The organism is Seleniivibrio woodruffii (genome assembly GCF_029267515.1).
GTDB classification, from domain to species: domain Bacteria; phylum Chrysiogenota; class Deferribacteres; order Deferribacterales; family Geovibrionaceae; genus Seleniivibrio; species Seleniivibrio woodruffii_A.
Map to the genome: position 1 here is coordinate 159,341 of NZ_JAJUIS010000002.1, position 11,502 is coordinate 170,842.

At 44.2% G+C, this 11,502-nt stretch carries 14 protein-coding genes; 2 read left to right on the forward strand and 12 right to left on the reverse strand.

What is annotated here, in order from left to right; genetic code table 11:
* Positions 1-24 precede the first annotated feature (24 nt).
* The 5 genes from Q7P67_RS03345 to Q7P67_RS03365 are packed head-to-tail and all read right to left on the reverse strand — an operon-like array spanning position 25 to position 3,993.
* The gene (locus tag Q7P67_RS03345; protein ID WP_303850472.1) at positions 25-813 is read right to left on the reverse strand and encodes an ABC transporter substrate-binding protein; all 789 of its coding nucleotides are present in this window, start codon (positions 811-813) and stop codon (positions 25-27) included.
* A complete protein-coding gene (locus Q7P67_RS03350) occupies positions 767-1,492 on the reverse strand; it encodes an ABC transporter ATP-binding protein (RefSeq protein WP_303850473.1) in 726 nt (241 codons plus the stop codon). Before Q7P67_RS03350 ends, Q7P67_RS03345 begins: the two co-directional genes overlap by 47 nt.
* Positions 1,485-2,423, reverse strand: a complete 939-nt coding sequence (locus Q7P67_RS03355) for an iron ABC transporter permease (RefSeq protein WP_303850474.1) — start codon at positions 2,421-2,423, stop codon at positions 1,485-1,487. The genes Q7P67_RS03350 and Q7P67_RS03355 overlap by 8 nt, the downstream gene beginning before the upstream one ends.
* On the reverse strand, positions 2,420-3,157 hold the full coding sequence (locus Q7P67_RS03360; protein WP_303850475.1) for an ABC transporter permease: 738 nt from the start codon (positions 3,155-3,157) through the stop codon (positions 2,420-2,422). The genes Q7P67_RS03355 and Q7P67_RS03360 overlap by 4 nt, the downstream gene beginning before the upstream one ends.
* Positions 3,154-3,993 (reverse strand): ABC transporter ATP-binding protein, encoded by an 840-nt coding sequence (locus Q7P67_RS03365; protein WP_303850476.1) that lies wholly within the window; start codon positions 3,991-3,993, stop codon positions 3,154-3,156. Before Q7P67_RS03365 ends, Q7P67_RS03360 begins: the two co-directional genes overlap by 4 nt.
* 81 nt (positions 3,994-4,074) lie before the next feature.
* Between Q7P67_RS03365 and Q7P67_RS03370 the strand changes: the two genes are divergently transcribed.
* On the forward strand, positions 4,075-4,527 hold the full coding sequence (locus Q7P67_RS03370) for a thioesterase family protein (RefSeq protein WP_303850477.1): 453 nt from the start codon (positions 4,075-4,077) through the stop codon (positions 4,525-4,527).
* Positions 4,527-5,609: a glycosyltransferase gene (locus tag Q7P67_RS03375; protein WP_303850478.1), complete on the forward strand. Its 1,083-nt coding sequence runs from the start codon at positions 4,527-4,529 to the stop codon at positions 5,607-5,609. Before Q7P67_RS03370 ends, Q7P67_RS03375 begins: the two co-directional genes overlap by 1 nt.
* Here Q7P67_RS03375 and Q7P67_RS03380 read toward each other — a convergent pair.
* From Q7P67_RS03380 to Q7P67_RS03410, 7 genes are read right to left on the reverse strand one after another with little or no spacing between them, the layout of a single operon-like run.
* Positions 5,570-6,055 carry a dihydrofolate reductase gene (locus Q7P67_RS03380; protein WP_303850479.1) on the reverse strand — a complete coding sequence of 162 codons (486 nt, stop codon included), beginning with the start codon at positions 6,053-6,055 and terminating at the stop codon, positions 5,570-5,572. The genes Q7P67_RS03375 and Q7P67_RS03380 overlap by 40 nt on opposite strands.
* A complete protein-coding gene (locus Q7P67_RS03385; RefSeq protein WP_303850480.1) occupies positions 6,052-6,702 on the reverse strand; it encodes a TIGR04283 family arsenosugar biosynthesis glycosyltransferase in 651 nt (216 codons plus the stop codon). The genes Q7P67_RS03380 and Q7P67_RS03385 overlap by 4 nt, the downstream gene beginning before the upstream one ends.
* Positions 6,699-7,370 (reverse strand): TVP38/TMEM64 family protein, encoded by a 672-nt coding sequence (locus tag Q7P67_RS03390; RefSeq protein WP_303850481.1) that lies wholly within the window; start codon positions 7,368-7,370, stop codon positions 6,699-6,701. Before Q7P67_RS03390 ends, Q7P67_RS03385 begins: the two co-directional genes overlap by 4 nt.
* Positions 7,363-7,974, reverse strand: a complete 612-nt coding sequence (locus Q7P67_RS03395) for a TIGR04282 family arsenosugar biosynthesis glycosyltransferase (RefSeq protein WP_303850482.1) — start codon at positions 7,972-7,974, stop codon at positions 7,363-7,365. The genes Q7P67_RS03390 and Q7P67_RS03395 overlap by 8 nt, the downstream gene beginning before the upstream one ends.
* Positions 7,964-8,560: an isoprenylcysteine carboxylmethyltransferase family protein gene (locus tag Q7P67_RS03400; protein ID WP_303850483.1), complete on the reverse strand. Its 597-nt coding sequence runs from the start codon at positions 8,558-8,560 to the stop codon at positions 7,964-7,966. The genes Q7P67_RS03395 and Q7P67_RS03400 overlap by 11 nt, the downstream gene beginning before the upstream one ends.
* The gene (ptsP, locus tag Q7P67_RS03405) at positions 8,557-10,677 is read right to left on the reverse strand and encodes a phosphoenolpyruvate--protein phosphotransferase (RefSeq protein WP_303850484.1); all 2,121 of its coding nucleotides are present in this window, start codon (positions 10,675-10,677) and stop codon (positions 8,557-8,559) included. The genes Q7P67_RS03400 and ptsP overlap by 4 nt, the downstream gene beginning before the upstream one ends.
* A 35-nt stretch (positions 10,678-10,712) precedes the next feature.
* Complete coding sequence (locus tag Q7P67_RS03410) at positions 10,713-11,501, reverse strand: 1,4-dihydroxy-6-naphthoate synthase (protein WP_303850485.1); 789 nt, start codon at positions 11,499-11,501, stop codon at positions 10,713-10,715.
* Position 11,502: the final 1 nt, after the last annotated feature.

An 11,502-nucleotide genomic window follows, 5' to 3' on the forward strand; every position in this document is an offset into this window, starting at 1 on the left:
CTGATTTTATTGGATTGCTCTGTTTTAGTGATTGGCGCAGTAATTGTTGAAGACGTTATTGAGGAATTTTACGTTTTTAAATGCCGTTGTGTTGGCTCTGGAAAATTCAGACTCTTCCACTTTTACATATTCAGATTTCAATCCTTTGTATTCGTTCCTATCCTGCGGCGGCATTGGATTTTTATTCATAGGGCCGACCTGATATACGTATATGTCCGGATTGCCGGCAACAACTGTCTCTATGCCTGTCTTAAAGACTTTCTTTTCTTCTTTGACAGACATGTAGCCTCCGGCGCGGGTCACCATGTCACTTACTATACTGTCGGTTCCGGCAGACATCAGAGGCGTTTGCGATACCTCGAAAAATATGTTTACCCTGCACGCAGGTTTTTTTAGCCCCGTAATTTCCTTTTTAAGCGACTTTTCCAGAGCGGCGGCGGTATCTGCCTTGCCGAACTCCTTTCCAAGGTCTCTGACGGTCAATAAAATTTCCGCCAGATTGTTCGGGTCAAAAGTATAAGTTCTGATACCAAGAGCAGCTTTTATTTCATCTGTGAAATATTTGCCGTTACCTGCGATGAGAAGATCCGGCTTCAGCGACCTGATTATCTCTATGTTAGGTTTAAGATGCGTGCCGACCTCGACGGCGTTAGGAAATCCGTCAAGATTTTTTGTAACACCAACAACTTTGCTTTCAGCTCCGAGTTTTTGTATAATGTCTCCCGCTGCAGGAGCAAGAATAACTACCCTCTCTGCGGCAAAGGCGCTAAATGATGAAAGAGAAATCGTGAGAATTAGGAGAAACCTTAACATTATAAACCTCTTCTATTATCTTAGGCGTCACTTCCTTGTTTGAAATATCGTAAAGTATTTTTCCATCCTTCATGAAAATGAGACGTTTGAAATATCTTATAGCGAGATTGACGTCGTGCATGGATGCTATGACGGTTTTCATAGTATCTTCAATAATATTCATGATTTCAAGTGAGTGCCGGACATCAAGCATACTGACAGGTTCGTCCAGAAACAGGAATGGGGTTTCCTGGTTGAAAGCGCGCGCCAGCAGAACTCGTCGTTTTTCGCCTCCGGAAAGCTCGTTCAAACGTTTGTCCTTATATTTTACGATGTCGAAAAGAGTAAGTTTTTCAATGGTTTTTTCATCATCTTTACGGCTGTATTTTCCGCCGCACATGCGGAATCTGCCCATGCGTACTATCTCGAAAACAGTGAACGGAAACGATACGTCTGGATTCTGGGCGAACAGCGCAAACATCTTCGCCCTATCCTCTGTGGACATGCTTTTCAGCGGTCTGTCCATGTATGAAACGTTTAGCTCTGATTCCAGCAATCCGCAGCTATAGTTGATAAATGTACTTTTGCCGCAACCATTTTCACCAAGAATAGCAACTTTATCATGAGTTTTAATTAATAAATCATTTATATCAAGTGCAAAGTCTGGTCTTTTAAAGTAAATTCTGCCGTATTTAATCATGCCACATCTCCGCACGGCGTTTAACGAGGATATAGAAGAAGAATACACCGCCTATAACCGCAGTAACTATACCAACAGGGAGTTCCGCTCCGGAGCTTATCGCCGAACGGGCGAAGGTATCTGCACCAAGCAGCAGGAGTCCGCCGAATATCATTGAATAGTAAAGGTTTGACTTCATATCCGGTCGAAATGTACTGCGGGCGATATGTGGAACAATCAGCCCTACAAAGCCTATAAGACCGCTGTAACTCACTGCAACGGAAACAAGTATAGTTGCCGTGATAAACGCCGCCGCCCTCTCCTTCCGTATGTCTACTCCGCCTGTCCGCGCTGTGCTGTCGTCGAATACCAGCATGTCAAGCACTGCGGCTCTGCTATTCAGGTATATAAACGATGCCGTCAGCACTATAAAAACAATTGCCAGTTCATAGAAATCGATATAGCTGAAACCGCCCATAAGCCAGAATATCACAGACGAAAGTGATTCATCGAAATAGAATTTTATAAAACCCATTATGGATGAGGCAACTATGTTAACTATCACACCGCAGAGTATCATTGTTACGGCGCCATTTGCTCCGCCTGACAGTGTATAAACAAGCCATAGTCCGAGGATTCCTGTAAGAAATGCGAACGGAGGTACATAAACCGGTGGAAAACCTGCTGCAATGGCAAAAACAGCCCCAAGAGCGGAAGATGATGCGGCTCCGGTGGTGAAGCTGTCCGCGAGAGGATTTCGCAGCACGAGCTGATATACGGAGCCTGAAAGCCCAAGCATTGCACCGATCAGAAAAGAGAATACAGCTCTTGGCAGCCTCAGGTTTGTGATAATGTCAAAATTATCGCCGCTCAGTATGTCCAGTTTTACTGAACCGAAAAACAGAGAGGACGCAATGGCGACGACAACAAACAGCAGCCAGAGATATCTCACGGTTCCATCCCCCGCATTATGCGCATACATATCCAAAACAGAACGGCCGCTATCAGAGCGGAAATACCGAAATTGACCAGATATTGCGTCTCAATGCCGATAACGGAGCCACGGATGAGCGACGTTGTGTAGGTCATGGGGAATATGTGTGCCAGATATTTGACAACTAAGGGCATTTTATCAACGGGGTAAAAAGTGCCTGAAAGAAAAATCATAGGCGTGATTACGAACGCGTTGACGGCAAACTGATCGCCGTGGTTTTTTACCTTCAGTGCAACGGCAATGCCGAGCAATGAAAAAATTATCAGGTGAATCAAAAGTGCCGGAACTATCATCAGCGAAGGGATATGCCTCATTCCCGCGATGTAGCCGTAGATAAGGATTATAATCACGGGGATAAGCCCTTTGATTATCCCGTAAATCACTTCTCCTGTTATTATTTCCCATCTTCCTACCGGAGCAAGCAGGTATTCGTCGAACGTTTTAAAATAGAATCGGGATATGTTGATATCACTCGAAATCCCATAGCTCTGGTTCATGCTTGTCATTGCAATAAGTCCCGGAATGAGGAAATCTATGTAGCCTGTCTGTCCGACAGAGGAGTTTCTGCCAATCCCGTATCCGAATGCCAGAAGAAACAGCAGCGGAGATACTGAAGACGCTAAGATATTGCGGTATATGCGGCTTTTCAGAACGCGCATTTCGCGGTAAAGTACGCCTTTTATGCCGTTCATGCGTCTATCCTCCGCCCTGTTATTTTGAGATACACGTCCTCAAGTGTCACTTCGCGTATCCTTGCCTCTGTCGTGATATTTTCCAACGCCGCGATGGCATCGTGTCTTGTCGGAAAATGTATGGTTTCAATCTCATTTTCCTTATATATATCAAGGGCAAATTTACCTATGGAGTCTTTAAGTTCCTTGGTTTTGCCCTCGGCGGCTATTTTGCCGTTGTCCATGATTATCACGCGGTCGGAGAGCATTTCCGCCTCTTCGATGTAGTGTGTGGTCATGATTACTGTGCAGCCATGGGTCTTGTTTATAGAGCGGATAAAGCTCCATAGGGTTCTGCGGACGCTTGCGTCCAGACCTGTGGTGGGTTCGTCCAGAAAGAGCACCTTGGGTTTATGCAGCAGTGCACGGGATATGACAAGTCTGCGTTTCATACCGCCGGAGAGCTTATCCGCGGTTTTGTCCTTGTGGTCTGCAAGCCCCGAAAAGTCCAGCGCATCCTGTACCGCTTTCTGAATATCTTTTATTCCGAACAGCTTGCAGTGGACGATGAGGTTCTCTTCAACTGTCAGGTCGCGGTCTACGTTGTTGTGCTGGGGAACCACTCCTATTTCCCGTTTTATGGTGTTGTCGGATGAGTCGAACACCTTGCCGTTGTAAAGGATTTTTCCTGCTGTAGGGTTTGAAAGTCCGGTAAGCATATTTACGGTTGTGGTTTTTCCTGCTCCGTTTGGTCCGAGCAGAGCCACCGATTCACCCGCTTCCACAGACAGTGATATGCCGTCCACAGCGGCTTTTTTATCGAATTTCTTCACAAGATCAACAGCTTCAATCAACATTTTTTCTCCTTTACACAAAAACTATTGTATAAGAGTGATGGATATTTGACAAGAACAGTCTTTTGAAAGTAAGATACCGGAATGGATGCAAAAGTTTACGAATGTGTTAAAGAAGTTTTTGAGACCAACACTCCTTTCAGCAGGAATCTGGGGATAAAAGTGCTTCTGGACGGATCACTTAATCCTTATATCAGGGTTGAACGGCAGGATCATCTCATAGGGAATTATATTCAGGATATCCTGCACGGAGGCGTAATTTCGAGTGTTCTGGATATCATAGGTGCAATTATCGCCGTTGACGGGGTTATAAGCCGCATGAAATATGACCAGAGAGCCGATATTATGAAAAAATTCGAAAAACTTGGCACTATAGACATGCGCGTGGACTACCTGCGACCGGGGCGCGGTGTCAGTTTCATTGCAACCGGAGAAGCTATGCGCACAGGAAACAAGGTTTCCGTGGTCAGAACAAAGCTGAAAAACGATGAAAATACACTTATTGCTGCCGGAACAGGCACATATATGGTCGGCTGATGAAGATAATCCATATCGACACAGGGAAAGAATGGCGCGGCGGACAGAGGCAGGCGCAGTTTTTACACGAAGGGCTGCTGGAGTCTGGTTTTGAGTCGATACTTGTGTGTAACGCTGACGGTCAGTTCCCGAAAAGGGGTGTCCAGTCCATTATCCCAATGAAATTCAGGGGCGAAACCGACCTCAGCTTTATGCGAGAGCTTAAAAAACTGATACGCATTGAAAAACCGGATATAGTCCATACCCACGACGCACATTCTCTCACCCCTGCTCTGCTGGCAAAGGTCATGGGAACCGGGTTTAAGCTGATAAACACCAGACGCGTGGATTTCTCTGTAAACAAAGGATATTTCAGCCGGAAAAAATATGACAACAGACAGGTTGATATTATAGTCGCTATATCGAAAGCTATCAGAGACATGCTTATAAGCGACGGGATATCCGGTTCAAGAATAAGACTGATAAATAGCGGCGTCCGCTTTCCAAAATCATTAAATTATCTTCTTTATAAAGAGCTTATAGATAAGTACGAACTTTACGGCAGATTTGTTATCGGCAACGTTGCCAATATATCCGACCACAAAGACCAGAAAACGCTCATAGACGCTTTCATCCGTTTCAGAGAGGAGGCTGAAAACGCATCTCTTGTTATTGTTGGCGGCGGTCCCCTTTCTGATGAATTAAAGGCTTATGCTGCCGCAACCCCTTATGGCAGTGATATAATTTTCACAGGACATACGGAGAGCGTATACGAACATCTGGCTCTTTTCGATGTATTCTGCATGTCCTCTAAAACAGAAGGTCTGTGCACGTCCATTATAGACGCCATGTTCATGATGCGCCCTGTGGCCGCCACAGCCGCTGGTGGAATACCTGAGCTTGTGAAAGATAATTTTAACGGTCTGCTGTCTCCTGTTAAAGACTCGGAGGCGCTTGCAGAGAGCTTTAACCTGCTTTACGACGACAGGGAGCTTGTGAAGAGGTTTTCATCGAACGGATTCCATACGGCATTAAAATTTTCCGACAATGCAATGGTTTCCGGCTATATCAGACTGTATGAGGAGCTTTGCGGGCGGGTGTAGTGAATCATGGTGAATTCGTCAAAATATGTCTTTTCTGCTTCACGCCATTGAAGAAGATCAATTTCAGGGAAATAGGTGTCTCCTTTATATCTGCCTTTGACCCATGAAATATACATGTGGCTGACAATATTGACTGTAAGATTATAAATATCTGCTCCACCTATAAAAAATAGCTTCCTGTCTGTCTGCTCGCCTATGCGCACAGCCTCAAGGATGGTTCGGCAGGTTGTAACGCCTTCTATTTTGTGAGAAGATATAACAATATTCTCCCTGTCGGGCAAAGGTCTGCCAATTGACTCGTAAGTCTTTCTACCCATTACAATTATATTATCAGTGGTCAGTTTTTTGAAAAGCTGGAGTTCCTGAGGAATGTGCCATGGGATTTTTCCTCCAGCACCGATAACTCTGTTTTCAGCCATCGCAGCAATGAGATAAAGTTCTTTCACCTTGTGTCTCCGTAGTGCGATTTCATGTTGTCCGGATGTGTGCCGGAAAGATAGCGCAGTGTCATGTACCAGTTGCGCAGTGTAGTAAAAAGCACACCCTCTTTCTCCCATCGGCGCGCAGAGGTATGCACTTTTTTATTGATGAGTCCGAATTTAAATCCGGCTCGTTTAGCATCCTGCATCAGCCTGAAATCCTCGAAGAGCGGATATTTTTTATAGCCATTGAAGCACTGTTTTTTTATAAAAATAGCCTGATCTCCGTATGGTATCTTTGTCAGACGGCATCTTATGTTTGAAAAAAACTCGATTATACGAAACACGGGTCTTTTACTGTCAATTCCGAGTAAAAATGCACCGTAGTCAGCAGTTTCGAGGCACTTCACGACAGATTCATGCCATTTTTCCGGTAGTTTTGTATCACAGTGCAGAAAAAGCAGGATGTCACCGGTTGCCGCCTCTGCCCCTTTGTTCATCTGTATGCCCCTGCCCTTTAATGTTATGACCTTTACGACTTTTTCGTTTGAAATAACGTCTAATGTCCTGCCGTTGCAGTCTGAAACGATTATTTCACAGTCTTTAAGTCGTGAAACAGTGCTGTTTATAGTATTTTGCTCATTAAAAACCGGAATTATGACTGATACTGTCATTTTCTGCTCTTTATCTTGTTATAAATAACAGGTATTAGCATCATTACGCCGAAAAGAACAAAAACCAGAAGCATCTTTTGCGAAAATATTTCCTCTGGCGAGTTTATCTCTCCGAGTCTGCTGCCCGCAAACATTATAACAAATCCTCCTGGTATTATTCCCGAAGCTGTAGTCCAGAGAAATGTTCTGAATGGAATATTCGTTAGTCCTGCCAGTATGTTAATTAGAAAAAAAGGGAAAACGGGGATAAATCTCAATGTCAAAAGGTAAAGATGCCCGTTTTTTGAAAGTTCTGTGTTAAAAAGCGTGAGCTGACGAGCATATTTATCGTGGATATAGTTGCCAAGCAGATATCTTGAGATAAAGAAAGCGGCGGAAGCACCTGCCGTGGCTGCTGTTACGGACAGTGCAAGACTCAAAACAACGCCGAACACATAACCGCCGAAAAGACTTATGATAATCGCGCCAGGCAAAGCAAAAGCTGTATAAAGAAAATACCCTGCTGTATAGAGAAGAACGGAAGTAACATAGTGTTGATGTACATAGGTTTTCAGCCCGTCTGCGTGTGTCTTCAGATATGAGAACGTAGCCATATCTGAATATTCGCTGCTGCGCAGCAGGATTATAAAAACGGCAATAAGTATGAGTATTATCAGTTTCTTAAACAAATCTATCCCCGAATTTCATAAGGTCATCCACGGTGTCAATGTCGCCTAGTTCTTTCAATAAAGCTACTGACTTATCTCTTGTTTCGAGCCTTTTCAAAGTTTCAATCAATACTGTATCAATACTCCATATCATATTACTGAATATAGAATATTCCTTTGATGGTCCGCTCATTCCGACAAGATAATAACCGCCGTCGAACGCTTTTCCCAGAACTGCATCGCTGTCTGCAAGAGCGGAGAAACCCTCCGAAATCATTTCGCTGTCAAGCTCCGGTATATCGCTTCCTGTAATAATACAGTTAGTGTATCCCCTTTCAAACGCATATTCAAAGGCGTTTTGCATTTTTCTGCCAAGATCCCCTGTTGTCTGAGCTATAAATTCATAATCTCCAAGCCAGTTTTTGAACTCGTGTGATTTTTCATGAGAATCTATAGCTATCAGAAGGTCATATTTATCAGATTCTATTGACTTTACGGCATTTTCAGCCAGTTTTTTATATATTTCCGCTGCTTTTTCCATCCCAATGGCTTTTCCTAAACGTGTTTTTACCCTTCCGGCTTCCGGAAATTTAAGAAAAATGATACATACATCGCTATTTTTCATGGTATGACCACAGTTTAGGTATCAGCGCCGGAACTTTTTTGCGGTATTCTATGTAATCCTGTCCAAATTCTTTAATTAGTTTGCGCTCTTCGTTTATATATCCGAGGATAAAATACACTGTGAGTATCAGAGTTATAACGAAATCCGTTCTGTTCATGGGACGTGCCCAGATTAAAACCAGTCCGGCGGTATAGTAAGGATGCCGTACCATTGCCAATGCACCCGTAGTTTTGAGATTTTTGGGCATTTCAGGCTGTTTTTCACCATTAAAATGTGCTTTTATCTGTGAAAAGCCAAGAAATATGCCGTTATCATATGATTTTGACGCATATAGTCCGAAAATAAGCCCGCAAAACCATATTAAGCCTAGAATGATCTGCCAGAATACCGATGGGGTGAAAAACGGCTGATGGTCAATATTCAGATAAAGATACGGGAATGGTAAAAGCAGAATAACAGATTGCGATACATAGAAAAATCTGTACCACCAGAGGTCATATATCCGTCCGGTAAGTTTTCTGTCCGCAAGTACGCTGTGAAGGATACAATAAAATATCAGATAGATGTAAAGATATAAAGGTGTCAAGTATTTATAACCGTATTAAGCAGATGATGTTTCAGTTCGCTTATGGCATATGGGCTTACACTGAAATCTCTGTACCCTATTTCTATAAGTTTGACAAGTATTTCAGGGTCGGCAGCCATTTCACCGCATATCTCGACCGGTATGTTTATGCTGTTGGCGCGCTCAAGGATGCGTCGCAGGAGGCTGAGAAACGCCGGATTGTCAAGTTTGTACAGCGAGCTGACCATGGGGTTACCCCTGTCCAGAGCGAAGAAATACTGGAACATATCGTTTGTTCCAATGCTGAAAAACGAACACTCACCCTGCATCTGATCCATCTGATAGATAACAGAAGGAATTTCCAGCATTACTCCGAAATCAGGAAGCTCAAGTCCAAGTTCCGCGGCTATTTCACGCGCGCGGTTCTTTACGCTGAAAAATTCTGATACGTCAGCGATAAAAGGAACGAGTATCTTTATTTTCGGATATGTTTTATGTAACGTTATAAGAGCTTTAAGCTGATCATCCAGCATTTTGCAATAGTCTGTCAGAAGCAGCCTTACGCCTCTGTTGCCTAGCGCCGGATTGTCCTCATCCGCCTCGTATGCAGTCTTTTTGTCGGAACCGATGTCCAGAAGTCTGAAAACGACGTGCTTATCGGTGAAGGCGCGCATTATTTCTCTGTATATCTCTATCTGGTTGTCTGTTGTGAATGGAACATCCTGACGCAGATAGAAAATTTCCGTCCGCACCAGCCCTATGCCCTCGGCGCAGAACTGCCCTGCCTTCTCCGAGTCCAGAACGCTGGATATGTTTGCGTAAAAGTGCACCATGGAGCCGTCTTGCAGCGGTACAAGCTGACACGCAATATCCCTGCCCTCCGGCTGGGTGTGTTTTGCTGACATCTTGGCTTTATATTTTTCGATGGTTTCCTGTGTGGGATTGAAGATCACTACACCGTCGTAGCCGTCAACAATAACAGACTGTGCGTACTCAAGTTTATTATGAATATTTGAAATACCTGTTACTGCAGGTATTTTTCTGCTCTTTGCCAAAATTGCAGTGTGGCTGGTAACGCCGTCTTTCTCCGTTACAAATCCGCATACGCGCTCGAGGTCAAGTGAAGCGGTTTCGCCTGGGGTCAGGCGGTTTGCAAAAATCACACTGTTATCCAGCAGATTAGCCTCTTTGCTCACAGCGCCCAGATGCTCAAGAAGCCTTGTGGCAATATCCTCGATATCCTGTGCGCGTTCTTTCAGATATGCGTCGTTGATGGAACGGAACCTGCGTATGTATTTGTCCGCGACGTGGCGCACGCTGAACGAGGCGCTCTTTTTCCTTTCGATGATGTGGTTTTCTATATCTTTCTTGAAGGAAACGTCGTTCAGCATCATCAGATGGGTTTCGAATATGCCGGAAGCTATCTCCTGACTAGTTGATTCCATTTTATTTATGAGTTCTTTAAGATCATTTGTCGTCTTATCTACAGCGTTTCTGAACTCCGTTAACTCCTCGTCTGGGGAAACGTTGTCATGTGTTTTTTCCACCAGTTTTGAAAGCACCATAACAGGTTCTCCGAAGGCTATGCCGCTTGAAAGCGGAACCCCCTTTTCCATCCGCTCTGAATCGTCCAGTCCCTTTTCCGCATCGTCCTGTGAAAAAAGGTAATGGCGCAGAACCAGCCCTGAAACCTGTGCAGCAACAGCCATAAGCAGTTTCTGCATGGTATCGGTGTTCAGTTTATTTTTGCGGAACTGAAATACCAGAACGCCGAACTCGTGTTCTCTGCTTTTAAGGGGAACGCCGATGAACGTCTGATACGGTTCCTCGTTGATGCCGGGGAAATAGTGAAATCTTTCGTGGCTTTTGGCATTTCTGATAAATGTATATCTGTTTTCAGAGAATGTCAGACCTGTCAGACCTTCGTTGAAACCGAGTGAGATGCTGCCCACAGCGTTTTCGCTGAGTCCGTTTGTAGCTGCCAGAACCAGCCTGCCGCCGTTTTTCAGATATATCGAGCATACGTCGCTTCCGATTGCGTCTTTAACGTATGCGGCAATGTTCGACAGTGTGGTGTCGGTGTCGTCTGAGTTGAGGATTATATTGCTTATGCCCAAAAGCAGATCGATTTTTTTCATATAATATCTTTATCAGATTCCTTCTCAGTCTGCAATCAAACAAATACGGACTTATCCGCTCCTAAAAAGCTGCACAGCCCCGCAATAGCGGGTGTAACGTCTTTGGAATATTTGTTAACATACAGTTGTATATGGTTTTTTATTACTGAATCATCCATCTCCTGCGCATGGAATTTAACAAAGTCCTCAATATTTTCATAATGCTCGTCCGCGTAGTTGATGGATTGTTTTATAACGTCCGTTATCTCCTGTGCATGGTCAAGAAGTTCGTTGCGGATGAGAATAGCACCTAATGGTATGGGAGATCTGAATTTTTCTTCGTAAAGCTCGCCGAGATCACAGAGTTTTTTTAAGCCCTGCTGTTCATATATAAATCTTCCTTCGTGGATTATAACTCCTGCTGCAACCTGTTTTGACGCTATTGCAGGCATTATCATGTCAAACCGCAGTTCCACGAACTCGAAATCTTCACCGAAAAACATTTTAAAAAAACGGAATGCACTGGTATTTACGCCTGGGATGGCAATTTTTTTGCCTCTTAGCGATTCAACGGAAACGTTTTCTGCGGACACGACCAGAGGACCGCAGCCGAAGCCCAGAGCGCCGCCCGCTCTGAGTATTTTGTATCTGTCTTTAACTGCTGGAACCACACCATATGAAACCTTTACAACGTCAGCCTCGCCTTTGATGGCAAGTCCGTTGAGCACCTGCACGTCGTCCATGTAGAGATCAAGTTCAAAGTTGTGTTTCACCAGCCCTTTTATCATCGCCCCAAAGATGTATGTGTCGTTGGGGCATGTGGATATACCCAGTTTCAGCTTCATC

Bases quoted from the DNA above. Each gene is read 5' to 3' on its own strand.
- Q7P67_RS03350 (WP_303850473.1), bottom strand. From the start codon at position 1,492: ATGATTAAATACGGCAGAATTTACTTTAAAAGACCAGACTTTGCACTT.
- ptsP (WP_303850484.1), bottom strand. From the start codon at position 10,677: ATGAAAAAAATCGATCTGCTTTTGGGCATAAGCAATATAATCCTCAAC.
- Q7P67_RS03370 (WP_303850477.1), top strand. From the start codon at position 4,075: ATGGATGCAAAAGTTTACGAATGTGTTAAAGAAGTTTTTGAGACCAAC.
- Q7P67_RS03365 (WP_303850476.1), bottom strand. From the start codon at position 3,993: ATGTTGATTGAAGCTGTTGATCTTGTGAAGAAATTCGATAAAAAAGCC.
- Q7P67_RS03375 (WP_303850478.1), top strand. From the start codon at position 4,527: ATGAAGATAATCCATATCGACACAGGGAAAGAATGGCGCGGCGGACAG.
- Q7P67_RS03385 (WP_303850480.1), bottom strand. From the start codon at position 6,702: ATGACAGTATCAGTCATAATTCCGGTTTTTAATGAGCAAAATACTATA.
- Q7P67_RS03395 (WP_303850482.1), bottom strand. From the start codon at position 7,974: ATGAAAAATAGCGATGTATGTATCATTTTTCTTAAATTTCCGGAAGCC.
- Q7P67_RS03410 (WP_303850485.1), bottom strand. From the start codon at position 11,501: ATGAAGCTGAAACTGGGTATATCCACATGCCCCAACGACACATACATC.
- Q7P67_RS03360 (WP_303850475.1), bottom strand. From the start codon at position 3,157: ATGAACGGCATAAAAGGCGTACTTTACCGCGAAATGCGCGTTCTGAAA.
- Q7P67_RS03345 (WP_303850472.1), bottom strand. From the start codon at position 813: ATGTTAAGGTTTCTCCTAATTCTCACGATTTCTCTTTCATCATTTAGC.